General features: G+C 33.6%; 17 protein-coding genes and 2 tRNA genes. 7 read left to right on the top strand and 12 right to left on the bottom strand.

Annotation, left to right across the window (positions count from 1 at the left end; translation table 11 throughout):
• Positions 1-29: 29 nt before the first annotated feature.
• Positions 30-3,248: a T9SS type A sorting domain-containing protein gene (locus KF896_02535; protein ID MBX3042569.1), complete on the bottom strand. Its 3,219-nt coding sequence runs from the start codon at positions 3,246-3,248 to the stop codon at positions 30-32.
• Positions 3,249-3,440: 192 nt separating this feature from the next.
• On the opposite strand from KF896_02535, the gene KF896_02530 reads away from it, so the two are divergent.
• Positions 3,441-4,256, top strand: coding sequence for a purine-nucleoside phosphorylase (locus KF896_02530; protein MBX3042568.1), 816 nt, complete (start codon positions 3,441-3,443; stop codon positions 4,254-4,256).
• Positions 4,257-4,288: 32 nt separating this feature from the next.
• Here KF896_02530 and KF896_02525 read toward each other — a convergent pair.
• A tRNA-His gene (locus tag KF896_02525) sits at positions 4,289-4,361 on the bottom strand.
• Between the two features lie 356 nt (positions 4,362-4,717).
• Here KF896_02525 and accB point away from each other — a divergent pair.
• From accB to gcvH, 3 genes are all read left to right on the top strand, one after another.
• Positions 4,718-5,197, top strand: a complete 480-nt coding sequence (gene accB, locus KF896_02520) for an acetyl-CoA carboxylase biotin carboxyl carrier protein (GenBank protein MBX3042567.1) — start codon at positions 4,718-4,720, stop codon at positions 5,195-5,197.
• Positions 5,198-5,205: 8 nt separating this feature from the next.
• Complete coding sequence (gene accC, locus KF896_02515; GenBank protein MBX3042566.1) at positions 5,206-6,549, top strand: acetyl-CoA carboxylase biotin carboxylase subunit; 1,344 nt, start codon at positions 5,206-5,208, stop codon at positions 6,547-6,549.
• 62 nt (positions 6,550-6,611) lie between these two features.
• Complete coding sequence (gene gcvH, locus KF896_02510) at positions 6,612-6,992, top strand: glycine cleavage system protein GcvH (protein MBX3042565.1); 381 nt, start codon at positions 6,612-6,614, stop codon at positions 6,990-6,992.
• Positions 6,993-7,057: 65 nt separating this feature from the next.
• Here gcvH and KF896_02505 read toward each other — a convergent pair whose 3' ends face one another.
• The 9 genes from KF896_02505 to KF896_02465 form a co-directional block, all read right to left on the bottom strand.
• Positions 7,058-8,194 carry a hypothetical protein gene (locus tag KF896_02505; GenBank protein MBX3042564.1) on the bottom strand — a complete coding sequence of 379 codons (1,137 nt, stop codon included), beginning with the start codon at positions 8,192-8,194 and terminating at the stop codon, positions 7,058-7,060.
• Positions 8,195-8,278: 84 nt separating this feature from the next.
• On the bottom strand, positions 8,279-9,958 hold the full coding sequence (locus KF896_02500; GenBank protein MBX3042563.1) for a DEAD/DEAH box helicase: 1,680 nt from the start codon (positions 9,956-9,958) through the stop codon (positions 8,279-8,281).
• Between the two features lie 84 nt (positions 9,959-10,042).
• Positions 10,043-10,115 (bottom strand) — tRNA-Thr (locus KF896_02495).
• Positions 10,116-10,187: 72 nt separating this feature from the next.
• Positions 10,188-10,781: an SIS domain-containing protein gene (locus KF896_02490; GenBank protein MBX3042562.1), complete on the bottom strand. Its 594-nt coding sequence runs from the start codon at positions 10,779-10,781 to the stop codon at positions 10,188-10,190.
• An 11-nt stretch (positions 10,782-10,792) separates the two neighbouring features.
• Positions 10,793-11,380: a ribosome biogenesis GTP-binding protein YihA/YsxC gene (gene yihA, locus KF896_02485; protein MBX3042561.1), complete on the bottom strand. Its 588-nt coding sequence runs from the start codon at positions 11,378-11,380 to the stop codon at positions 10,793-10,795.
• Between the two features lie 3 nt (positions 11,381-11,383).
• The gene (locus tag KF896_02480) at positions 11,384-12,433 is read right to left on the bottom strand and encodes a glycosyltransferase (protein MBX3042560.1); all 1,050 of its coding nucleotides are present in this window, start codon (positions 12,431-12,433) and stop codon (positions 11,384-11,386) included.
• Between the two features lie 4 nt (positions 12,434-12,437).
• Positions 12,438-13,229 (bottom strand): glycosyltransferase, encoded by a 792-nt coding sequence (locus KF896_02475; protein MBX3042559.1) that lies wholly within the window; start codon positions 13,227-13,229, stop codon positions 12,438-12,440.
• A complete protein-coding gene (locus KF896_02470; protein ID MBX3042558.1) occupies positions 13,226-13,996 on the bottom strand; it encodes a DUF3108 domain-containing protein in 771 nt (256 codons plus the stop codon). Before KF896_02470 ends, KF896_02475 begins: the two co-directional genes overlap by 4 nt.
• A gap of 18 nt (positions 13,997-14,014) precedes the next feature.
• Positions 14,015-18,904 carry a PAS domain S-box protein gene (locus KF896_02465; protein MBX3042557.1) on the bottom strand — a complete coding sequence of 1,630 codons (4,890 nt, stop codon included), beginning with the start codon at positions 18,902-18,904 and terminating at the stop codon, positions 14,015-14,017.
• Between the two features lie 225 nt (positions 18,905-19,129).
• Here KF896_02465 and KF896_02460 point away from each other — a divergent pair, with 225 nt between their 5' ends.
• Positions 19,130-21,019: a hypothetical protein gene (locus KF896_02460; protein MBX3042556.1), complete on the top strand. Its 1,890-nt coding sequence runs from the start codon at positions 19,130-19,132 to the stop codon at positions 21,017-21,019.
• A 315-nt stretch (positions 21,020-21,334) separates the two neighbouring features.
• Here KF896_02460 and pepF read toward each other — a convergent pair whose 3' ends face one another.
• Positions 21,335-23,218 (bottom strand): oligoendopeptidase F, encoded by a 1,884-nt coding sequence (pepF, locus tag KF896_02455; GenBank protein ID MBX3042555.1) that lies wholly within the window; start codon positions 23,216-23,218, stop codon positions 21,335-21,337.
• A 207-nt stretch (positions 23,219-23,425) separates the two neighbouring features.
• Between pepF and KF896_02450 the strand changes: the two genes are divergently transcribed.
• Positions 23,426-25,045, top strand: coding sequence for a M28 family peptidase (locus KF896_02450; GenBank protein MBX3042554.1), 1,620 nt, complete (start codon positions 23,426-23,428; stop codon positions 25,043-25,045).
• Positions 25,032-25,865, top strand: a complete 834-nt coding sequence (locus tag KF896_02445; protein ID MBX3042553.1) for a phosphate ABC transporter substrate-binding protein — start codon at positions 25,032-25,034, stop codon at positions 25,863-25,865. The genes KF896_02450 and KF896_02445 overlap by 14 nt, the downstream gene beginning before the upstream one ends.
• Positions 25,866-25,931: the final 66 nt, after the last annotated feature.

Genomic DNA, 25,931 nt, shown 5'->3' with positions numbered 1-25,931 from the left:
TTATTATTTATAAATTATTACAAATTTTCTTAATTCAATTTTTGTATATTAAAAGAATAAATCTGATTATTAGATTTTATGAGAAGGATGTAAGTACCGATTGAGAAATTATCAAGATTTATCAAATAATCCTGTCCTGAAGATAAATTACTTACAAAATCGGATACTAATTTTCTACCCAAAATATCAATAATACCAACTTCTATATTATCAAAATTATAATTAGGTGTAATTCTAATATTATTTTCAAAAGGATTAGGACTGATTAAAAACATATCGGAAGAATTATGTGTAACCATAACTGAAGTAGTAATACTGATACTTTCCGAACTATTGAAACAACCATTCTCATCAAAAGCAACAACGAAGTAATCGCCTGATTCAGTAGGAATATATTGAAGTTGATTTGCACCAAGTATAGCTGAATTATTTCTGTACCATCTGTAAGAAAATGCAGTATCTGTAAATAAAATTCCATCCTCATAATATATGTTAGGCTTTGCAGGCACAGGTCTTTTTGCAATATAAACACTATCAATCAAAGGACAGCCACTTTCTGTGACTGCTGAAGCAACATAATATCCCGGCTCAGACACAGATATTCGCGAAGTCGTGTCACCGGTTGACCATACATAATTTTGCAATCCTAAAGGTACAAAAATACTAATTGTGTCATTATCCCCGCATATTGCCATTCCTCTGTTTGAACGAATATTAAAAGCAGGCACATTCAGCATTTCGACATTCACAGGTTCAGATTTTTCTGTACAGCCGACTTCATCTTTTATACTTACAAAATAATTTCCAGATCTTTTTACAACAATTGATTTACTTGTTTCACCAGAAGACCACAACACATTATCGAAACTTGTTAAGGCTTCCAGCTTGACGCTGTCGCCATCGCAGAAAGTTAACTGACCGGAAACTTTAACCAATGGTTTTTCTAAATTGCAATCAAACAGCTGAGACTCCCATATTCCTCTACCATAAGTACCTGCATAAATTTTACCGGTACTATAATTAATTTTTAAATCGCTAATTACTACAGGAGGTAAATTTGTATTGAATAATGTCCATTCTTCCGAAAAGTCATCGCTTTTCATATATACACCAATATCCGAACCGATGAAAATTCTACCGGCAGTATTATGTTGAAAAACTATGGTGTTTGCAGGAATATTCGGTAAATTATATGTGATGTTCTTTATTTGCGAACCGATAATTTCAAATACACGGTCACTAACACTATATCCACTTAGTGAGATAAATACTCTATCAGCATTATCAGGGTCAACAGCAATGCCACTTATCCAATTTTGACGATTAAAAATTCCTGTCCAGGTAGTACCACCATTTAAAGATTTATACAAATAATTTCTTACTGCCATATACATAATCATTGAATCTGATGGTGCTACTGCCAAATGATTGATAGCAGCAGAATTAGTAAAATTAGTCATTTTAATCCAGGAATTTCCCCAATTGGTTGATTTATAAACATTTCTGTAACCAATGTAAATACTTGAAGGATTTTGAGGATTCAGTACAAATGGCGAAACCCAATTAGCAATTTCTCCCTGAAATATATCGGGTCCTGAAATCCTCGAAAAATTATTACCACCATTCGTTGATCTGAATAAATTTCCGTATTGTGTAGTAGTATAAATTAATGACGGATTTTCAGGGTCAATAGCACAAGCCATCCCATCGCCACCATTGACCTGAGCCCAATTTTTTCCATCGAATAAACTTGAACCATTGTCCTGAGTTCCACCAACAATTAAATCAGTAGAGGCAGGGCTTACATCAATTTTATAATATTGGGCAATTGCAAGACCATCACTAATATCGTTCCATGTGGTACCATTATTAGAAGTAAAATACAAGCCACCGTCATTAGCGGCATAAAGCTCTCTTGCATCTTTGGTATATACAAAATGATGTTGGTCAGCATGTACAAAAGGCAGACTATGACTGCCCGTCCAATGATTCAGAATTTGCCAGTTTTTACCTCCGTTCGATGAACCCCATGTATGAATCCCGCCTACAAAAACAAATTCAGGGTTAGCCGGCGAAACAGCAATTGCCAAATCATAAAAGCCTTGTCCTGTATTACCGCCGCCATTAACATCAATGCTGAGAATATTTGGCGAATTTGATTGTGTTAACCAGTTAATACCGCTATTTGTGGAGCGAAACAGCCCGAAAAAAGCACCGGTATTTCTTGAAGCTACTGCATAAACATAATCAGGATTGGCAGGAGTAACAGCCAAATCAATTCTTGATGAACCATTCAATGTAGCTACAATTGTCCAAGTATTTCCGGCATCGCTGCTCCTAAAAATTCTGCCTGTTGTGGTTCCCTGATTCATTCCTGAAGTAGTTGCATAAATAATTTCAGGGTTTCCGGGCTTAAACTCAATATCACGAAAAATTGCAGTATTATTCAATACTGACCATGTAGCTGCACCGTCAGTGCTTTTTAATATGCCACGATTTGTGGCTGCATAAACAAGATTGTGATTTGTTGGATGTACAATTATTCTGTTAGATAAGTGATAATCGTTCAGGTTATATTTTTCAGAGGTAAAATTCCATGATTTACCGGCATCTGTAGATTTTAATATTCCAACAGAATATTCATTTGTCATAAAGAAGCCGTTTTTATCACCTGTTGAAAGATATATTACATCAGGTTTGCTCGGTGCTATTGCAATATCTGAAACACCTAAAGACAGCACATCAGTAAACTCGGCTTTAGTCCAGGTTTGTCCTCGATTTGTTGTAAACCAGGCACCTCCACCAGCTGAACCAACCCAAATTATATTATTATTCGTAGGATGAATTCTAACAACATTTAATCTTCCCAAACCGCCTGATTTGTAATTTAATTTATTCTGTGGGACTTTAATCGGACCCACTTCCTTCCAATCAGAAAAATTACTGAGAAGAAGGGGGTTTTCGCCTTTGGAAGATTTAAATTGCTCATAAGAGTCAAAAATTACTCTCGCATTAGGAATAATTCCATTCGGAAAAGTTCTCTGTTCCCACAAATATTCCCATCTTTTGAATTGTTTCCAACCTTCTCCCCTTACCAGCTCTTTGTCTTGCCAGAATTTATTAAAAGCTTTTTGAACATTAATAAAATTATTTTCATCTCCTTCAATCAGCTCAGCCCATGGCTGCGAGAGCAAATTTACGTTTGTCCCAATTATTAGCAGTAATAATAAAGTACTTATTTTTTTCATAGAATTCATAATTATAAAAAATAAAACATTTAAAAACATCTCTAAAGTCAAACTATGTCAAGAATTTATTAAATTTATTTTTCGTTTATATTTCAAACTTATTGTATAACTATTCATAATTTTTTTTGGGTAGATTATCTGTTGATTTCATAAAAGAAAGTAATCTGCGTCTATAACTAAATGAAACTTGATATGAACTCAAAATACTTGAAAAAATTTACATCAGCAGCCAATCAGGTCAGGAATATTATTAGCGATATTCCGGATATAGCAATTATTGCCGGTTCAGGTATAGCTGCATCATTTGAAAAAAACAAAAATACACAAACTCTAAATTATAACATCCTTGAAAATTTTCCCAAAACTTCAGTAGAAGGTCACCACGGAGAAATGCTCCATTATGATTTTGATGGGAAAAACGCATTAGTATTCTCAGGCAGATTTCACTACTACGAAGGTAGAACACTATCAGAGATTTGCTCTATTGTAGCACTGATTCATATTTTAGGCATTAAAAGATTAATTATCACAAATGCCGCAGGAGGTTTAAATCCTAAATTTCAAGTAGGTGATATAATGCTATTCAATGACACAATTGACTTTTTCTTTTTTAAAAATTATGATTCATCATTTGTTCCGGCAGATACAGACTATCGTTGCCCTGTAAATAGAAATAACAGTAGTTATCAAGAACAATTAGAAGCAGAATTAATTCGAAGTGGAATTCCATATCAAAACGGAGTTTACATTGGAGTAACCGGTCCGAATTACGAAACAAGAGCAGAGATTCGTGCATTCAGACGGCTGGGAGCTGATGCTGTGGGAATGTCGTCTGTGCCGGAATTAAAAGCCGCAAAAATTTTAGGAATTGAAACAATAGGCTTATCACTAATCACAAATACAGCAAGTGAAATAATGCAAGAAGTTACTCACGATGAAGTAATAATTGCAGCAAGAGATTCTGCAACCAAAATTAAGTCTATAATAAAAAAAGCAGTTAATTTATAATCAACTGCTAATTTTTTTTTCTTTTTTTCAAGGGCGAATGACGGGGCTCGAACCCGCGACAACCAGAGCCACAATCTGGCACTCTACCAACTGAGCTACATCCGCCATATTACAGAATACAAAAATAAGGTTTTTTTTGTAATTTGTCAAATTCTTTTTTGAGAAGACGGCATAATAATATCAAAATTTTATTTTTATTATTGTTTCGAATAATATTCTATGTAGTTCAGAAGAGCGGGTTTCTGGCAATGAAAATATTAGACTATTGACATCATCTTATTAGAATTACTTTCGAATTATAAGAATTAAGGTTTTCATAAATAATGTTAAGCGATATATCTCTATATACAAATATACATATTTATAAATTTAACTATGATAAATCATTTGTTAAATATTAATAGAGACTTTACGTCAAACAAAAAATATAAATTTTATAATCTAAAAATCTCGGTGAAAATATGGATTTAAATTATTTACGCAGACTTGTAAAAATATTTGATGACAGTAAAGCAACTCACATGGATATTGAGGAGGACGGAGTTCGAATTTCTCTGGCTTTAGAGCAGCCAGATATTCATCAAACGGTGGCATCAACACAATCTTATGCCGCACCACAAATCGCTGCTCCATCAATTGCTCCGCCAACTGTTCAGACAAGCGAGCAAACACAAGCATCTTCTCCGGCTGTAGACTCAAATCTTCACACAATCAAATCGCCAATCGTTGGTACTTTTTACTGCTCACCATCCCCGGATGCAGGTTCATTTGTAGAAGTAGGTTCACGTGTGAAACCCGGCGATACACTATGTATAATAGAAGCGATGAAACTTATGAATGAAATCGAAAGTGATGTTGCAGGCATTATTGAAAAAATCTTAGTAGAAAACGCTAAACCTGTAGAATTCAATCAGCCAATATTTGTTGTACGACCTGAATAAACAATATAATGATAAAAAAAATACTAATTGCTAATAGAAGCGAAATAGCACTTCGTGTTATTAGAGCGTGCAAAGAGCTTGGAATATTAACTGTTGCTGTTTACTCCGAAGCTGACCGTGAATCACTTCATGTCAGGTTTGCAGACGAAGCTGTATGCATTGGTGCACCTCCAAGCCGCGAGAGCTACCTCAAAATTCCATCAATAATATCAGCAGCAATGATTACGAATGCCGATGCAATTCATCCCGGTTACGGATTTATGGCTGAGAATGACAAATTTGTTGATATTTGCAATGACCATGATATTACATTTATAGGTCCTTCAGCAGATGCAATCAGGCGTATGGGCAATAAATCTGTTGCTAAGGACACTATGAGAAATGCCGGTGTGCCTGTTGTTCCCGGAAGCTTGGGAGTAGTCAAAACACTTGATGAAGCAGTAAAAGTCTGTGGTGATATTGGTTATCCGGTAATGCTTAAAGCAGTAGCAGGTGGCGGTGGTAAAGGTATGAGAATGGTAAATTCCGAATCTGAGCTGAAAGGTGCCTTTAATCTCGCTCAAAATGAAGCAGAAGCATTCTTCAGCAACCCTGATTTATATATAGAAAAGCTCGTTCAGGGCTCGAGACATATTGAATTTCAGGTTTTCGGTGATAAATACGGCAATGTGATTCACCTTAATGAGAGAGAATGTTCGACCCAAAGACGTCATCAAAAATTGATTGAGGAAGCACCCTCCCCTATTGTAAGTGCAGCTTTGAGAAAGCAAATGGGCGAAGTGTCTGTTTTAGGTGCTAAAGCAGTAAATTATTATGGACCCGGAACTATCGAATATTTAGTTGATAATGATATGAATTTCTATTTTATGGAAATGAATACACGTATTCAAGTTGAGCATCCCGTAACTGAAGAATCCTTGGGAATTGACCTGATTAAAGAACAAATTCTCATAGCCGGAGGAGAAAAATTATCCTTGAAACCCTCTGAACCTAAATTCCATTCAATTGAATGCCGTATAAATGCCGAAGATGCCGAAAATGGTTTCAGGCCATCACCCGGGAAAATTGAAGCATTTCACATGCCTGGCGGTCACGGAGTCAGAGTTGACTCACACGCATATCAGGGATATATCATTCCTTCAAATTATGACTCACTGATAGCCAAACTGATAACTCGCGGGAATACACGCAATGAAGCCATAGCAAAGATGTACAGAGCGCTTGACGAGTTCATTATTGAGGGTATTAAAACAACAATTCCTTTCCACAAAAGTATGATGCTAAATAAAGATTTCATCGCAGGCAACATTGATACAAAATATTTGGAAAGAAATGATTGGAAATCAATGTAAATTTTGTAATTTTACATTATCGTAATTTGCAATTTTTAAAAAAGTTTTTTTTAGGAGCGAAAATGAATTTTCCAAATGATCTAAAGTACACAGAAGACCACGAGTGGGTCAGAGTAAATGGCAATATCGCAGAAGTTGGTGTAACAGACCACGCACAAGGCGAATTAGGCGATATAGTTTATATTGATATACCTGATTCTGAAGCAGAAGTATCTCAAAACGATACATTCGGTACAATTGAAGCAGTTAAAACTGTTGCTGATATGTTTGCACCTGTTTCAGGTAAAATTGTTGATGTCAATAACGCACTCAACAACGCCCCTGAAACTGTTAACCAAGACCCTTATGGTGCCGGCTGGATTGTTAAAATTGAGATGAGCAATTTATCAGAGCTTGATAATCTTATGGATGCTGACGCTTACAAAGCAAAGCTCGGTCATTAATTTTATTAATTTCCGACTTTCAGAAATAAGTGGGGCTTTCAAAATTTGAAAGCCCCTATTTTTTATTATTGTGTCGCATTTTCGTAAAAATTCAAAGTCAATATGTTATAATCACTACCGAAATTAATATCTGATTTAAAAAGTTTCCTCTCAAACCATTTTTCGTTATTAGGATCAGTAAAATCATGGTAGACAATTTGAATATCGAAAGTATTAATCATTTCGGTCTTAACTTTTCCTAACTGATATGAGTACTGAAGCATTGCCCCATTTGTCAATCTATGATACCAACCGTCTGACAAATCATTAAATTTTATAGTATATTGGTGATACTCAATTTTGTTGTTGCTTTCCATTGTTCCATCAACCAGGATAGTGAGATTTTTGACTTTCCAGTCCCATGCATCTAATTTACTCGGAGTGAAATCACCGGATATTGTGGTTGTCAGTTTGTTTTCATATCCTGTGTGTGAACCTGTTGGAATTAATTTAGAGGTTAGAGTAAAAGAGTTTTTATTCCAGGTAATCAGTGGAGATTTACTTACATAATTACCAAAATTAAAACTGATATCATCATCCTCATAATCATAAATCTGAATGTTTCCATGAAGATATTTCAGCAATGCGAGTAAATCATCGCTATCGCCTGTATCTGTAGTTGTATAAGCATCGCCAAAAATAACTTCATCATCATTTTGTAATCTCGGTAGGTCACCGGTTGATTTTCCGTCGTCATTTGGATAATAATCAAAAAGGATTTCGCCTGAATTTGTATTCAGAGTATAATCGCCCTGCATCCAATTGCCGTTAAAAACAGCACCATGAACAATATCTGCAGGATTTTGACCGGCTTTAACCTTGCTTTTGTCATACTTGATAATTACAGTATAATATTTATTCGACAGGAATTTGCCGGACATTGATATTTTATAAATGTTTTTACCAAGGACAACACCATCAATATTGAAGCCGGGTGGGTTCGTGATCTTGGAGACTGTTATCTCCAGATTAGTTTCGAGGGAACCTCCGGGAATCAATACTTGGATGTCGTTTGTAGAAATTACAGTTTGCAACTCAGAAGAAGGGCTGAGGCTCTTTTCTGCAAGAATTTCATCTGCAATCGGAGATACACCATCTTCCGGACAACCTGCAAAAACTAATGATAGAATCACTAGAAGCAAAATCTTAAAAGTACTTTTCATGACTGACTCACATGTATTTTAAACATAAATCATTATTCAAATATACGAAAATATTTGAAATTATTATACATGTAAATTGTTATTTTACTTTTTTCTTCTGCTTTTTTTATCAGAACTGCCACTCGACTTGCTATTACCACCGTCAAACTTAACAACTAATTTACGGTTTTCGTATTTCATTCCATTCATTGAATGAATAATAACATCAGCTACATCGGTTTCCACACCAAAAACAGTGAAGCTTTTTGTAATATCAATTCTTCCGACTTTAAATTTTGTGCCTCTGTTGGCTTTATTCAAAAGTTCAATCAATTTACCGGGAGTAAAGTTTTCACTTTTACCTACATTAATAAACAAATCGGTGAATGACATCATATCACGGGAAGAATCTTTACTGGAAGATTTTTTCTTACCACCCTTACTTTCACGTTCCTGATATTCAGGAACATTCAAGTCGCCTGAATCCTTATAATACTGCAAAAATCTGTTGAATTCTACAGAAACAAGACGTTTGATTAAATCTTCCTTATCCAGCCAACCTAATTTTTTATAAATTATTGGTAAGTAAGGTTCAATTCCGCTATGTTCAATTTCGATATGTTCTATTCTGTCAATCAAATGGAATAACTGCTTCTCGCAAACTTCTTTGCCTGTAGGAACATTTTCACGGTTAAATTGTTTACCAATTTTACTTTCGATTTGTTTTACTTTATACTTTTCCTTCAGGTTTGTTATAGCAATTGAAATACCGGCTTTCCCTGCTCTGCCTGTTCTACCACTACGGTGATTGTAGGCGTCAACATCTTCAGGTAAATTATAATTGATGACATGAGTCAAGTTATCAACATCAATACCTCTTGCAGCAACATCTGTTGCGACCAGAAGTTGAACAGTTTTATTCCTGAATTTAGACATTACTGTGTCCCGCATCGGCTGTGACATATCTCCGTGAAGCGGTTCTGCATTGTATCCGTCTGAAATCAATTTATCTGCAATTTCCTGAGTTTCGATTCTTGTTCTGCAAAATACAATACCATAGATGTCGGGATAATAATCGGCAACACGTTTTAGGGTTTCGTATTTATCTTTAGCATGCACAGTATAGCAAATATGCTTGATGTTATCAGCGCCGGAGTTTTTTGCACCTACAGTAATTTCCATAGGTTTGCTCATATATTTTTTAGCTATGTTGGCAATTTCAGGCGGCATTGTAGCAGAAAACAGAAAAGTGCGTCTTTCCTTAGGTACTGCTGAGAGAATAGATTTGATGCTTTCGGTGAAACCCATATTGAGCATTTCATCAGCTTCATCAAGTACTACGAATTCGACATCATTTAATTTAACGGCTTTTCTTTCCATCAAATCAATAAGTCTGCCCGGAGTAGCTACAACAATCTGCGCTCCGCTTTTCATAGCTCTTAACTGAGTTTCTATACTTGCACCACCATATACAGGTACTATTTTAATATCAGGTAAATACTTGGCGTAATCCATTAAATCATTTGCAATTTGGATACAAAGCTCGCGAGTTGGGCTAAGAATCAGCGTTTGAGTTTTATTTGATTTACTATTTGAGAGCTGAATCAGGGGAAGACCGAAGGCTGCTGTTTTACCGGTGCCGGTTTGTGCAAGTGCTATGATATCTGATTCGGTATTTAGAACCGCAGGAATTACTTTTTCCTGCACGGGCATTGCTTTTTCGAAGTCAAGTTCTGATATTGCCCTAATAAGTTCGGGATTTATACCCGCTTCCTGGAATGTCATTTAGAAAACATCTTATATAAAATTGAGAAATAAAAATCTATTTAAAAAAACTAAAGCCCGCTATGGCGGGCTTTGCTTTATATGAGCCGGATGACGGACTTGAACCCCCGACCTGCTGATTACAAGTCAGCTGCTCTACCAGCTGAGCTAATCCGGCGTCAATACGAAATACAAAAGTAATACTTTTTTTAATTCTGTGCAAGAAAAAAATAAATAATTTCAATTTTTTTTAAAAATATTCAGGAAAAAGTATTTCTTCAATCATTTCGCACCAAATATGACCTATCAAAATATGACTTTCTTGCACTCTTGCAGTTACATTGCTTGGAACAACAACCGAGTAATCACACATTCCGAGTAATTTACCTCCACCTGCTCCAAGTAACCCAATGCATAAAATTCCCATCTCTTTTGCCTGTGTCATAGCATTCATTACATTTCCTGAATTTCCACTTGTTGAAATGCCAATCAGTACATCGCCGCTTTTTCCGTAAGCTTCAACTGTTCTTGCAAAAATATTTTCAAATCCAATATCATTACCTCCTGCTGTCAATATTGAGGGGTCAACTGTTAGAGCTATTCCGGGAAGAGCAGGACGATTTACGTGGCTTCTTAGCCTTACAACAAGTTCAGCCGCCAGGTGCTGTGAATCTGCAGCACTGCCACCGTTTCCACAAAACATGATTTTTCCGCCGTTTTTAATGGATTCGGCAAGTTTATAGCCTATATTCTCAATTTCTGCAGAACATTGATTGAGTAAATCTTGTTTTGTACTAATAGATAGATTGATCGTATCTTTGATTTTTGATTGAAAATTTGACATAATTTATTATCCTATAAAGTGATTTTCTTAAGTATTCCGATTAGCTGATTTCTTCCAAGACTTGTTTGTGATGAATATGGCAGCACTTCTCGGCAATGTTTACATTGTGAAACAAGATGTTCGATTTGCTTTTGTCTTGTTGAAATTGCACCGGGTTTAATTTTATCGCATTTGGTCAAAATAATAATGAAATCCTTTTGATTCTCCTCATACCATTCGATTAAAGCAAGGTCAGTGTTCATTGGATCGTGGCGACTGTCAATTAAAGCAGCAACCAATTTCAAGTTTTTTCTGCTTTCGAGATATTGAAAATTTAATTTTTTCCACTTTTCTCTGTTTTCTTTGCCCGTAGTTGCATAGCCAAATCCGGGTAAGTCTGCAAAAACCCAACGACCTTCAACGTTGAAAAAATTTATCTGCTGAGTCTTTCCGGGAGCTGAACTAATATAAGCAAGATTTTTTCTAAGTACAATACTATTTAATAATGATGATTTACCAACATTCGACCTGCCGCTAAAAGCAATTTCAGGAAGATTTATTTCAGGGAACTGCGATATTTCGGCACTCCCTAATATGAATTCAGCATTCATCGGTTGCATAAGCTACCTTCTGATTTTTTTTAAGTTAAAAAGATATGTTAAGACGCCTGACCCATAGCCAAAATGTATCGCAACGAAAACAATTATTAAATTTACAGGAGAAACCTTGTTAATAATCCAATAAAATACTGATGCTAAAGCTAATATAAACAAGTATATTAACACGATTATCCAATATGAATAAAATGCATAATCAATAAAAAATGACATTATGAAAAGTAAAACAATAAACAAAACAAATAATGCCGGTATATAAGTTTTCAATTGCATACCTTCAATCTTTTTCATTTGCAATGAGTTAAGCTTATTAGCTGATCTCAGTTTAGCAATTACAATCTGCCGCCAGTAGCCATAATTGAACTGTTGCATTAAGAGCGACGAGAAATCTTTTCTGGGATGATAATAGTTTATCGCCCCTGGATTCAGATATAAGTTATAATCATTTAAAATGGTCAATCTGTGATTTAATTCAATATCTTCTCCTACGGGCAGACTTTCGTCATAAAGACCGACATCAGTTATAATTTTTTTGTTGTAAAGGCACATACAAGCATGGTCTACTTTTTCTACTGTTTTTTTATTCAGAAAGTTTCCGGAGCCGGCGCCACTCATTAAACTCTGAAATGCAATCTCCTGAGCTTTCGAAAAATTTGTTTTGGAAGCATCGTAATGAACTGAGCCAACGCCTACAATTTTCAAATCAGCTTGGGTCTTCGTTTCATATACTTCCCACAAATTACTAAGCCACGATTTTTCAGCTAATCTGTGAGCATCAATATAAGCTATATATTCTGCATCAGAAGACTCAATTGCAATATTTCTACCGGCTGATTGTATCTTATTCGGATTATTTATTAGCTTTATTTTAGAGTTATTGATTTGCAATATTTGTATGATTTCTATAGTCTTATCTTTTGAGCCTCCATCTGAAACAATTATATCAAAGTCACCATCATAATCCTGCATCAACAAGGATTCCAAACATTCAGAAATATAATTTTCTTCATTCAGGCAAGCTATAATAATTGATATTTTAGGAAATTCTTTAATCATGATATTATTTCTTTCCGAATAAAAAATTATTCGATAAATTACTTAAAATCAATGAATATGAGTACTTGATTTTTTTATTTATTATATCTGATATAAATTTCTTTTTTCTCAATTTTTCTAGTGTATCAGCATCAAAGTATCTTTTTAAACATATTGCTCGTTCTTCATTTTGCAATTCATTAAACCCGGAATTTGAACTAATGCCTGATAAATTAAAATATGAAACAGGCATTTCAATATATTTTGTTTTGCATTTTTCCTGATAAACAAGCTTGAGAATTAAATCATAATCCCCCGCGATTTTGAAACTTGTATCAAAACCGCCTGCTTTCTTAATCAAATCCAGCTTAATAAAAGTTGTCTGATGATTAATACTATCAATAAAAAAATACTCAGGCTTTAATGTTTTAGGTGAACGTCTCCTGAATTTCAGTCCACTTTCATACACAAAAATTACATCGCCATAAATCAAATCTTCACTTTTAACAATTTCGAATATTTCACTGAAAATATAATTGTTTACAAGGAAGTCTCCGGCATTTAGAAAATAAATAAATTCACCGATTGCTAAATCAAGAGATTTATTCATAGCAAAAAAAATCCCCTCATCTTTTTCAGAAATTATTCTACTTACAACATTTTTATACTGATTAACAATATTCATGGTACCATCAGTCGAGCCACCGTCAATAATTATATACTCAAAATCAGTATAATTCTGTTTTATGACACTTTCAATAGTTTTTTGTATAGTGCTAACTTCGTTAAAACAAATAGTTACGACAGATAACTTCATCTGGGTACCTGCCAGCCGTCACGTTGATATTTTACAAGTTCAATTGATAATTTACCAACAATGAAATCAAGTTTGCCCTTAAGTGGTATGCGTGCAGAATCATCACTAAACCAGCCTTCAAACTCGCCCGTGATGCCAAACTGCTTTTGCCAATCAGCATTTCCTTTGCCATATACAGAACGAACTTTTCCGCTTACTCCTCCGACATATATCAACTCTTTTTTTGAACTAAAATTTATGTTTGTATAAAATGGTGATTCATCAAGATAAGTTAAAATTTTGCTTGAATTACCGGGAGTGGCGGCAAATCTTGCTTTGAAAAAAAGACCGAGGGCATCATGAATTCTATAGGTTGGCTCAAATTCCAAATTTATGGATGAAGTCTTCTTGTTATTAATCCATTTATTATTTTTTAACAAATTTTGCGAATAATTGAACTCAATTTTTTGATACTCCCAAGGGTTGTTTCTAAGCGAAATATTGCGGACATATTCATGTGAATAAATCCCTCCTCTATCTATCAGGCTTTCCATCCTGACTTTTGCATTAATCATTGGGATATGACTGTAAGTAAATATGTTCGCTCTTACTTTAACTACACTTCGCTTACCATGATTAGTCCACCCGTCATTATATATTTTCACATTTGCAATTGATACGCCAAGATAAGTTACATTATATTCCAGGAACTCACCAGTTAGCAATACAGAAGCATCACCCGAATAAAATGAAGTTAAAAAAACAACTAATATAAAAAAATATTTCATATTGTTATTAAAGCAGATTTATACTGCAAGGTATTTATTAATGATTTCAAGTATTTCTTCTGCTTCATACGGTTTGGATATATAGTCATTACAGCCAGCTTCGAGAGCGGCTTTCTTGTCCTGAACCATAGCAAAGGCTGTAACTGCAATAATAGGCATTTCAGGCTTGAATAACCTGATTTGTTTAGTAGCTGAAAGACCATCAAGAACAGGCATTTTTATATCCATCAGAATCAGGTCAATCTCATTGTGGGCTTCAACAAGTTCTACAGCCTCTTTGCCGTTACGGGCTCTGACAATTGATACACCATTAATTTTTGAAAGTAATTTTTCGATATACTTAAAATTGATTTCGTCATCTTCAGCAATAAGTATAACCGATTCTTTCCAATTCATAATCATGACGTGCTCCGGACTCATTTTTGTAATATCATTTAAATTATTTTGATAAATTGGTAGAGTCACTGTAACTCTTGTACCAACATTTTTTTTAGTTTCTAAATAAATTTCAGCTCCAATCAGGTCGCACAGTCCTTTGCAGATTGCTAAGCCAAGACCTGCACCTTCATGGTGTCGGTTAAGATTGATATCTTCCTGCCTGAACCTTTCAAAAAGGAAAGGTTTAAATGAGTCAGATATCCCAACACCTGTATCATTAACATAAAATTCAATTTTTTCTTGTGTTAGCTTACTACCAATTTCTACAAATCCTTCATTAGTAAATTTAATAGCGTTACTTACAAGATTAGACAGTATTCTATGCAGTTTAGCCTGATCAGAAACTATGTATGTACTCTCAAAAAAACTGTCTAAAGAAATTTTAAAATCTAAACCTAATGTGGACGCATCATGCTGGTAAAAATTATAAATTTCTTTCAAAAGGTCGTTTGTATCAATTTGTGAATTGCATACTTCCATTAAACCTGTTTCAATTTTAGATATATCCAGAATATCATTAATTAATTCCATAAGTCTGTTACTGGATAATTTAATGATGTCCAAATAATCCTTCCTTTCATTATCGGTTATATTTTTTGCTGCTACAAGCTTTGCAAATCCGATGATTCCATTCATCGGAGTTCTGATTTCATGAGACATATTAGCAAGAAATGAAGATTTAAGTTTATCGCTTTCTTCTGCCTTTTGCTTGGCTATAACAAGCTCCTCCTGCCTTCTGAACCTGTCTTGTAAATTATATAACAAATCTGCAAGGAATTTCAACATCATAACTTCATCATCATTCCAAATCTTAATTCTTCTTACTGCATCAAAACCAACAAATCCAAAACATTCTCCGTTATTATAAATTGGTATTCCAAGAGCTGAAGTTGTTTCCTGAGGCTCAAGATAAAACTTAAGCGGGTCTGAGTCATCCATCTCAGAGACATTTGGAATTAGTACATATTTACCGGTCTGATGAATCTCCACCCAATTCATCATATTCTCGAAAGGAACAATCGGGAAATTTTCTATCTGAGGTTCAATACCTTCTCTTGCCCATTCATGAGTGTTGGTAGCTATCTTAATATCAAAATCGTAACTGAAAATATAAATTCTATCAACATCAACAACTTCTCCAATTTCCGCTAAAGTAGAATTTATTGTTTCATCATATTTGTGATACGGGACATTGATAAATTCTCTTGCCCATTTTGACAGAATATCTTTAGTTTTTTCCAATCTCGAAATTGATTCGTTTGCATATTCATTTATTTTGTGCGCTTCAATTCGTTCAAATAAATTATAAATAACTTCAGACAGAAGTTTTAGCATCAATATTTCTTCCTCAGTCCATTTCTTAATATCTCTGCACATATCAAAACCAACAAAGCCCATGCAATTGTTATTATTAGTTACAGGGATTGACATTACAGTTCTAATATTTTGAGACTCAAGTATTTGTCTGATTTTGTCATCTTCGGGAAGAGCCAGAACATCTTCAACCAAAACAATTTTTCCGTTCTGATGGTCTTCTACCCAGGAGTACATAGATTCCAAAGGGACGGATTTGAGATTATCAATTTCGGGGTATATACCATAATTGCACCATTCATGGGTATTAACCGCTATCTTATTTACATAATCATAAGAAAAGAGATATACTCTGTCCACATCCAGAACTGACCCGATTTCACTTATTGCTTTACTTATTCCTGAATCAATTTGGTTATAAGATAAATTTACAAATTCATTTGCCCATCGAGTTAAAACTTGCTTGATTTTATCTTGTCTTCGTATAATATCTTCATTTTCTATTTGGTTTGTGATATCTCTGACGATTGATAAAACTTTATCATTGCCACACTTAACCATTCTGGCTTCGAAATATATTTCTATATCTGATTGCGAAATACTGTAATGAAAATGCTGAGTTTCATTTGTACTTATTGCTTTCTTAATATTATTATGAGTCAGTACTGCAAGCTCGGGGGATAATATATCATATATTGATTGATTCAAATAATCATTCTTTGAGTGTATAAATTGAGATTCTGCTTTCGGTGTGTATGCCTCAAGATAATAACCATCTTTATCCATCACATATAGAAAATCAGGAATTGCATTTAGCAATGCATTAATTTTTTCTTCATTATTCTTAAGTGTTTTCTCAAATTCTTTTCTTTGAGTTATATCTTCCTTGATACCAATAAAACTCGTAATTTCACCATTATTATCAAAAACAGGTGTAATTGATGCATGTTCCCAATATTTTTTTCCTGATTTTGTTATATTCAGGAATTCCCCTTTCCAAACTTTTCCAGATTTGACCGTTTCCCATAACTCCTTGTAAACATCTTTATTTTGGACACCGGCATTGAGTAAATTTGCATTTCTTCCAATTAATTCAGTTTTAGTATATTCAGAAATTTTTTCGCAAGATGGATTTACGTAAGTTATAATTCCTTCTCTGTCAGTTATCATTATCGAATTTGCAGACTGTTCAACTGCTTTTGTAAGCTGTCTAAGCTCATAATTTTTTCTTTCAATTTTATTCTGATAATCAATTAATTTTTTTTCTGATTCCTTCTTTTCTGTTATATCAATTATATTCTGTACAACATTTTTTACAATACCATTTATCTTGACAGGTGTATATAAAAAAACATACCATCTGACAGAACCATCAGAAGAGATAAATGAACGCTCATTTTTTTGAATTTTTCCCTTAAATGCAGCATCTAAAGTATCATTCAACCTCTCAATTTCTTCTTTTTCAACAAAAAGTTCAAGTAAATCACCCTCCTTCATTTCACTGCCAAAGTTATTTAGTGCATTACTTGCTGCAAAATCATTGAAGGCTACTATTTTTCGGTCAGTATCAATTAATACAAATGATTGGATGGAGTTGTCAAGTATTGTCTGCATTCTGATTTTCGATTCTAAATTCTCAATTTCAGAAGTTTTAAATACTGTTATATCATTGATTGCTACAACAAACTCATTTTGTGTTTGAGAAAGCCTGTTTATAGACAATTTATACCAAAACTTACTATTATTGGATAATATTTGAATATCATTGTTGTAACAATCATCATTGCTTAATTCTAAATTTTCAATTATATCTTTTAAATTTATTTTTAAATTTTGAGAGTCAACAATTTTTAGACTATCAAATAAATCAATAATGTTTAAAGGATTAATTCTATGGTTTAATATACCTTTTAAAAAAATATCCAGACTATTGTTATGTGATATTATTTCTCCATCATTTCTTATAACAATTATAACTGAAGTAATTGAATTTATAATATCTTTAAGCATATTCTCATTCTTGAATATTATCTTTTCGGCATCACGGAAAGCAGTTATATCACTTAAAATAATTAATGATGATAACTTATTGTCATAATTAATTATTAATGGATTAATCAGTACATTTTTTAAATTTTCATCAGCAGTTCTAAATTGAATTTCATAAGATTCAACTTCTTCACCAGAATATTTTTTATACATATTTGTTGCTATTTTTTGATGATATTCATTCGGAATGAAGTCGAAAATACTCTTTCCAAGAATTTGCTCTCTCTTGTATCCTGAAATTATTTCGCATTTTTTATTAATATTTACAATTTTAGTTTCATGATGAATTATAACAGGCTCAGGCAAATTATCAATTAAATCCTTGTAATCCTGCTCACTTTTGATTAAATTCAATTCTGCTATCTTTCGCATCGAAATGTCCCTTGCAATTCCCTGAACTGCGTAAGGCTTTCCATCCTTAAAATTAGCAACAGCAAAAGATTCCACCCAAACTGTATCGCCATTTTTTTTCTTTAATTTAAAAGTAGTTGCATCCTGCTGAACTCCTATTAATTTGATTTGTTCCACAACTGCCAATGCTTTGGGTAAATCCTCCGAATCCACAATATCAGTTAAATTAAGATTCGGGATTTCGGATTTATTGTAACCAATTATGCTAAGAGCAGCGGGATTAGCATCAATAAAATTTCCATCAAAATCATGAAGAAATATGGCATCATTTGTGTATTGGTATAAAGTCAGAAACCTTTCTTTAATATCCTGGCTTTGTTTGTTTTTTATTAAGTCCAGTTCCTTTTTGTTGGTAATATCTTCAATACTGCCTTCGTAATATATTTTGCCGTCTAAAGATTTATACTTTCTGTATCTGTCTAACACATAGATTATTTTACCGTCTTTTCTTTTAAGTTGAAGTTCTTCAGTAAAAATCAAATCATTAATATTGCTGCTTAATTCCTGTATACGTAATTCAGGTCTTACAAAGAAGTTTGCCGCACTTTGAGAAAGCAGGTCATTGACATCACAATAACCCAGTATATGAGCCAGACTATCATTGGCATATAAAAATTTTCCTGTGAAGTCTGTTTTATAAATGCCTATCGGCAAAAAATCCAAGATTTGAAGACTTTCATTATTTACTTGCAGCACTTTTGCTTTCCTGAATTAATCCGTAAATACGTCCTTGTAATTAATCAAACTTAAATCACAAATGCAGTAAACCTAATTTATAAAAATACAAAAAAACATATTTAAAAAAAAATAAAATTATTGAATTTTAAAAATTAACCAAACTATAAGCTATTCTTAACATTTTTTTAGTAATTTTGCAGGTATTATATAAACATTTTCCAAATATTTTAGTGAGAATATAAAATGTCAAAATTTCAAGTAATATGTCTTATCTCGCTTTTTTCATTCATTTATCAAAATTACAGTCAGGAAATTGCAATTCCAGGTTTGTACATAAACATTCAATTCAATAATGGCATACTTGAATTTGTTCACCCTGAAACAAATCAAATTCTGAAAAGTAGAGAATATGAGCCTTTGATAACTTATAATAACATCAAAAATCCTGCAACCGGAACAGAAAAGGGTTTTAAGTTTAATTTTGAAAGCGAAAAAATCAACGGCAAGCTATATTTTGGATTATATCAGATAAACAACAGCAAATTCAAATATCCTATATATTTAAATAAATCAGTTGATGTTATTTCAGGCAAATGTGATATTGATATTATTTCATACTTATCAGGTATTAAGGATATAGCTAACTGGCAAAAAACAGGAAACGGTAAAATTGGCTACAGGCTTGTGAATGAGCATGGTAGAATATTGTATGACGGAAAATTAAATTTCACTGGAAAAGGACCTTTCTTTGTGGTAAATCACATTACTGAAGGACCATTTATCAATCAGGTAACTGAGAATTCAGCCGTTGTAACATTCCGAACAAATGCTACATTAATTCCCACAATAGAAATAGACGGCAAACTTATTAAGGGTTCAGTACATACAGATAACCATGAAATCAATATTACCGGACTAAAGCCAAATACAAAATATTCATATAAAATAATAATTGATGATTTTACTGAAACATATAGTTTCAATACGACACCACCAAAAGGTGATAAATCCCCTTTTAGTTTTGCATTTTCGAGCGACAGTCGTAGTGGATTTGGTGGTGGTGAGCGAGACCTTAATGGAGTCAATGCATATATTATGAAAAAAAGTGCAGCTCTGGCTCTTGCTAATGATGTAAAATTTTTCCAATTTACAGGTGATTTGATTACCGGATATTTGACTTCTTACGACGAAACTTTACTCCAGTATTCAAACTGGAAAAGAGCGATTGAGCCTTATGCAGCGTTTTTACCATTTTACACCGGTATGGGAAATCACGAAAACATCCTTTATAATTTTGATGACGGCTCAAACTATGGTATAAGCATAAACGCTTTTCCATTTGAATCAAATTCTTCTGAATCAGCTTTCAGCGAATGTTTCAGCAATTTCAAGAATGGACCTGCATCAGAAGATAACTCAAAATATGATATTAACCCCAATAATGCTGATTTCCCTAAATATGATGACCAGGTATATCATTATTATTATGGAAATACAGCGATGATTGTATTAAATTCAGATTATTTATACGCTGCATCGTCTAAAGCATTGAAATTTATTGGTGGTAACCCGCACAGCTATATTATGGACAATCAACTTGAATGGCTCGAAAAAGTTATAGAAATGTATGAAAAAGACAATTATATTGACCATATTTTTGTGACTATTCATACACCGGCATTTCCAAATGGCGGGCACAGTTATGATGCTATGTGGTATAATGGCAAAAATGATGCAAGACCATATTTATTTGGGGTTTATGCTGAAAAAGGAATTATCGAGCGAAGAGATGAATTTCTGGATATAATATGCAATAAAAGTTCAAAAGTTGTTGCATTGCTTACAGGCGACGAGCATAATTATTCAAGAATGTTAATCAGTCAGGATATGCAGAGATATCCGGATGAATGGGAAAAAGATAAGCTTAAGATTAAAAATCCTGTCTGGCAAATAGTTAATGGTGCTGCAGGAGCTCCATACTACGGTCAAGAAAATATGCCTTGGTCTGATAAGGTTGAATTCTTCACTTCTGAACACATAATTTGCTTTTTCAATATAGATGGAAAAAATGTAACTTTACGTGTCTTCAATCCTGAGACTCTTGAGTTTATAGAAGAAGTTATACTAAAATAAATTTTTTGCTGACAATGTTAACACTTTTTTGAGATTCAGCATAAAATACTATTTGCCATTCTAAGCAGCAGACGAATGTTTCAGTTTGATAATGCAAGATTTATTCATTATATTTAGAGATGGAAATAACTCAAAAACACTTGAGATTTTTTGTTATTTATAGCTTTTTCTACTTTTTTCTGTCAATCTATTTCAAGAAAAGACATATAGTTCTGTCAGGCTCGAAATCCTTACACCGTCAAAAATACAAAAGGCTGAGAAAAACACTCAGCCTTTTTAATATTGAATCAACATCTAACTAAACACTCAATTTTTCTATTCGCTCATCAATTTTTCAAGTTCATCAAGATATTTATTGATTCTTGAAATTGTCGCTTCTATCGGTGCTTTTGTACTCATATCCACTCCAGCTTTATTGAGAACATTCAATGGATAATCAGAGCTTCCAGAACTCAAGAATCCAAGATATCTGTCAATAGCAGGTTTGCCTTCATTTTTGATTTGTTCTGCAAGTGCCTGAGCTGCAGCGAATCCGGTAGCATACTGGTAAACATAGAAATTGTACTTGACTAAATGATGTACTCTCGCCCATGAAAGCCCCTCTTCGTAATCGGTTACCATTTCAGGACCCCAATATTTTTGGTACATATCTGCGAAAATTTTTGTAAGAGCAGGCTCTGTTAATACCTCTCCCTTTAGACCTCTGTCGTGAGTTTCTTTCTCAAATTCAGCAAATCTTGTTTGACGGAAGAAAGTTGCCTGAGCACCTGTTAAGAATTTCTCCAGTAAAGCCATTTTTTCCTCTTTACTTTCAGCATTTTCCACTAAATAATCGAGTAAAAGAGCTTCGTTTGTAATTGATGCTACTTCAGCTACAAATATTGAATATCCAGCATAGTGGAAAGGCTGATTCTTTTCGGAAAAGAAAGAATGCATATTATGACCGATTTCATGAACAAGTGTGAAAACGTCATCAAGAGTATTATTCCAGTTCAATAGAATAAACGGATGAGGTCCTGCTCCTGAACTATTTGAATATGCTCCGCTTCTTTTATTTTTAGTTTCGTAAACATCAATCCAGCGGTTATCAAAGCCGAATTTTACAGCATCAACATATTCCTTACCAAGTGGAGCAAGTGCTTTCAGCGAAATTTCGACTGCTTCATCATAAGTATATTCTTTCTGAGTTGAAGGGAATAGAGTAACATAAGTGTCGTAAGGATGAAGTTCATCAAGTTTCAAAGCGCGTTTTTTGATAGATGCCCAACGGTGAAGAGTCTTGAGGTTTTCATTGGTGACATTAACCAAATTTTCGTAAACTGAAACAGGTATATCATTACCGGATAAAGCAGCTTCAATTGGGCTTTTGTAGTTTCTGATTTCAGAATTGATGATTCTTGTTTTTAATCTGCCATTATATAAAGCAGCGAAAGTGCCTTTCAAGGCATTATAAGGTTCGTAAGTTCCTTTATAAACAGCCTTTCTGTAGTCTCTATCGAGTGCATACAAAGCAGCTCTGTATCTGCCGTGTGATAATTTAACTTCACTTCCGTCAGCGAGTTGAATTGAAGGAAATGGAAGTTCAGCATCATTAAGAATAGAATATGTGTTATTTGGAATTTGCGAAATCGGACTTAATTTGGCAATCAAATTTTCTTCGTCGGCTGTCAAGGTATGAGGTTTCATTTTGAAAATGCCTTTGAGTTCATGCTCATAAGCTTTGAGTTTTGGCTCATCTTTCAAAAATTTCAGGAAATCACTCTCACTTATTGAGAGGATTTCGGGTGTTGCAAATGATTGCAGAGATGATAATTCAGCACCAAGTTTCTGCATTTTCTCGAACATAACCTGAAAATCGCTGCTTATAAGGTCAGTATCGCGACCTAAAGAAGCATAAAGGTAAGCTCTTGAAAATCTTTTGCCAATTTCACTTGAATATTCAAGATATGAGTGAAGCTCTTTAGCTGATTTTGAAATTTTGCCTTTGTAAGAAGTAAACTTTTTGACATCATTTTCAAGTGAAGAGTATTCTTTGTTCCAATCAGCGGCACTTTTGAATATATCCGTGATATTCCATTTGTATTTGTCGGCTACATCCTTTCTTTCAGGTAGCTCATTTTGTGCATTAAGCATTTGACTAAATATTCCTATTGATAATAAAAATAATACAATAAAGAACGTTTTTAAGTAATTCATCATTTTAAAAATCCTTAAATTTTAGAAGTTTTATAAAAAAACATTTTCAAAAAAAATAAAATTAACAAATTTTCAGCTAAAATTAAAAAAATAATGATAATTTTTCATTTCAAATCGTTATTTTGCTTTGTTAATTTTTCCAATTTTTTAATATTATTTTATTACGCAAGAAATTTGATAAAGTTCGACTTATATTATTATATTATTATATTGTGCATATTTACTGTTATTTCATCTTATGGTCAGTACAATTTGTATTATAATCAAAAACCTGATAGAGAAAATCTAAGGAAAGTTGCATACGAATTGGCTGCCGATGAATTTTGGGGCAGAGGTACCGGACAAAAGGGAGGTTTTATTGCAGCAGATTATCTTGCAGCTAAATTTGGCGAAATTGGACTAAAACAATTTCCCGGATATGAAAATTTTGAGCAAAACGTACCTTTACATGAAATTACTGTTCAGCCTGAATCAGTATTAGAACTATATAATTCTGTTGATACAATTCTTCCTGAAATTAACTTTGAGTATCTGGTTCATAAAACCGGCAGCGGAACAATAATTCCAAAGCCTGTTGAGATGGTATTTGCAGGATTTGGTATTTCAGCTCCTGAATATGATTATAATGATTACCGCAATATAAATGTTTTGAATAAAATAGTAGTTTGTTACTCCGGAGAACCGGAATCTGATGATGATATTTATTTCATGGGTAATATTGCAACGAAACATAGTAATATAGACATCAAACAACGTACAGCTCTCGCTCAGGGAGCAAAAGCCTGTATCATTATTCCAAATCCTATAGATTTCGATTACGAAGAATGGACAAAAACGGTATATGAATATTCATTCCCAGAGCTTTCTCTTGCTTATTCGCCATCAGATATTCTTACTTTACTGATTCAGCCTGAAATTGCAAGTAAACTTTTTGCTTATGAAAAATATGATTATGAAACTTTAAGCAAAATGTTCTTTGAGAATAAACTGATTTCATTTGAAATGAAAAGTAAAATGACTTTCAGAGGCTTTTATAAAGACAGAATATTTTTCTCTCCTAATATTATTGGTTATCTTGAAGGAAGCGACTCAAAATTAAAACAAACCTGTGTAATAGTAACAGCTCATTATGACCATCTTGGTATAGGACCTGCGATTAGAGGTGATTCGATTTATAATGGTATGCTTGATAATGCAATGGGAGTTTCATCGCTCTTAGAGATTGCAAGAATTATGCAAAAGTCAGAAGCCAAGCCACTAAGAAGTGTTGTTTTTATGCTTACTACTGCTGAAGAAAAAGGGCTTTTGGGCTCGCTTCATTATTTGAATTATCCTGCTTTTCCTTTATATAAAACTATAGCTAATATTAACATTGATGGTATGGCATTCATTGATAATTTCAATTCTGTAGTCGGTATTGGCTCGAAACTATCGGAGCTTGATACAATATTAAGAACCACAGCCCGGAATATGAATTTATATTTAGAAGAATTTCCACAAGAGTTTATTGAAATAGAGAGTTTCAACCGATCAGACCAGATTGCTTTTGCTTCTGCAGGAATTCCGGGAATGATGGTAATGGATGGCACACACTATAAAAATGTGAGTCGAGATTATGGTATATTCAGACTTGTTGAATATATGGCAGGATTTTATCATACACCTTTTGATGATACTGATATTTTGATAAATTGGCACGCAGCTGTTCAACACACACATTTACTTATGAACCTGATTGCTACAGTTGCTATGTCAGAAACTGAGCCTGAATGGGCTGAATGGACTAATTATTATTACGAAAGAATAAAATTAAAAAATGAGAAAAGATAATTTTCACTTGCTGATACAAACATTATTGATTGCTCTAACAATCAATTCCTGCATTACAAGCGACAAGAAGCCCAATGAAATAAGCATTGCTGGCTCGGACACTATGTACTACCTAACAATCAGACTTGCAAGTGAGTATATGAAGCTGAATCCCGGAATCGTCTTACATGTTAAAGGAGGCGGCTCATCCGCCGGATTTGAGGCACTACAAAACGGTAATGCAGATATTTGCATATCTTCAAGAAATATTCGTTCGGATGAGGTGAAAACCTTAGCTGATAATTACTCAGCCATTGGCATGTCATATTTAATCGCAAAAGATGCCCTCAGTATATATAATAATTGGTATAATCCTGTTGAAAGTCTGTCGCTTGATGATGTAAAAAAAATATTTACCTGCAAATCTGTTAAATGGTCTGAATTTGGTGGTAGAGAGGACATTATCTCCACTGTAATACGAACACCCCAATCTGGAACTTATGAATATTTCAAGTCACATATATTGCTTGACGAAGAATTTTGTGATAATGCTTTGTCAAGTAATTCAACTCAAAGTGTACTTAATGCAATAATTAAAGATAGAAATGCTATTGGCTTTGGTGGAATTGGATATCAGGAAGGTGTCCGACTAATGAAAATTAATGGTATTGAACCTACGGAAGCAAACGTAAAAAATGATACTTATCCAATTGTCAGATATTTATATTTTTATACAGTGAAAAGTCCGGGTGGAGAAGTTAAGAAGTTCATAGATTGGACTATGAGTCCATCAGCTCAGAGAATTATAGATAATTTCGGATATATTTCTATATGGAACTGACAGAATTAATAATTATTTTATAGCAATTTTTGTAGAATTTCCTTTTTTTATTGATAGTTTCAATAA

This window comes from Ignavibacteriota bacterium, from assembly GCA_019637995.1.
GTDB lineage: Bacteria > Bacteroidota > Ignavibacteria > Kapaibacteriales > UBA2268 > JANJTB01.
The sequence above is the reverse complement of the archived record's forward strand: the minus strand, read 5'-3'. Positions and strand labels throughout refer to the sequence as shown.

Excerpts from the sequence above, each read along its gene's own strand:
- KF896_02535 (MBX3042569.1), bottom strand. The coding sequence starts at position 3,248 with ATGAAAAAAATAAGTACTTTATTATTACTGCTAATAATTGGGACAAAC.
- KF896_02530 (MBX3042568.1), top strand. The coding sequence starts at position 3,441 with ATGAACTCAAAATACTTGAAAAAATTTACATCAGCAGCCAATCAGGTC.
- accB (MBX3042567.1), top strand. The coding sequence starts at position 4,718 with ATGGATTTAAATTATTTACGCAGACTTGTAAAAATATTTGATGACAGT.
- accC (MBX3042566.1), top strand. The coding sequence starts at position 5,206 with ATGATAAAAAAAATACTAATTGCTAATAGAAGCGAAATAGCACTTCGT.
- gcvH (MBX3042565.1), top strand. The coding sequence starts at position 6,612 with ATGAATTTTCCAAATGATCTAAAGTACACAGAAGACCACGAGTGGGTC.
- KF896_02505 (MBX3042564.1), bottom strand. The coding sequence starts at position 8,194 with ATGAAAAGTACTTTTAAGATTTTGCTTCTAGTGATTCTATCATTAGTT.
- KF896_02500 (MBX3042563.1), bottom strand. The coding sequence starts at position 9,958 with ATGACATTCCAGGAAGCGGGTATAAATCCCGAACTTATTAGGGCAATA.
- KF896_02490 (MBX3042562.1), bottom strand. The coding sequence starts at position 10,781 with ATGTCAAATTTTCAATCAAAAATCAAAGATACGATCAATCTATCTATT.
- yihA (MBX3042561.1), bottom strand. The coding sequence starts at position 11,380 with ATGCAACCGATGAATGCTGAATTCATATTAGGGAGTGCCGAAATATCG.
- KF896_02480 (MBX3042560.1), bottom strand. The coding sequence starts at position 12,433 with ATGATTAAAGAATTTCCTAAAATATCAATTATTATAGCTTGCCTGAAT.
- KF896_02475 (MBX3042559.1), bottom strand. The coding sequence starts at position 13,229 with ATGAAGTTATCTGTCGTAACTATTTGTTTTAACGAAGTTAGCACTATA.
- KF896_02470 (MBX3042558.1), bottom strand. The coding sequence starts at position 13,996 with ATGAAATATTTTTTTATATTAGTTGTTTTTTTAACTTCATTTTATTCG.
- KF896_02460 (MBX3042556.1), top strand. The coding sequence starts at position 19,130 with ATGTCAAAATTTCAAGTAATATGTCTTATCTCGCTTTTTTCATTCATT.
- pepF (MBX3042555.1), bottom strand. The coding sequence starts at position 23,218 with ATGATGAATTACTTAAAAACGTTCTTTATTGTATTATTTTTATTATCA.
- KF896_02445 (MBX3042553.1), top strand. The coding sequence starts at position 25,032 with ATGAGAAAAGATAATTTTCACTTGCTGATACAAACATTATTGATTGCT.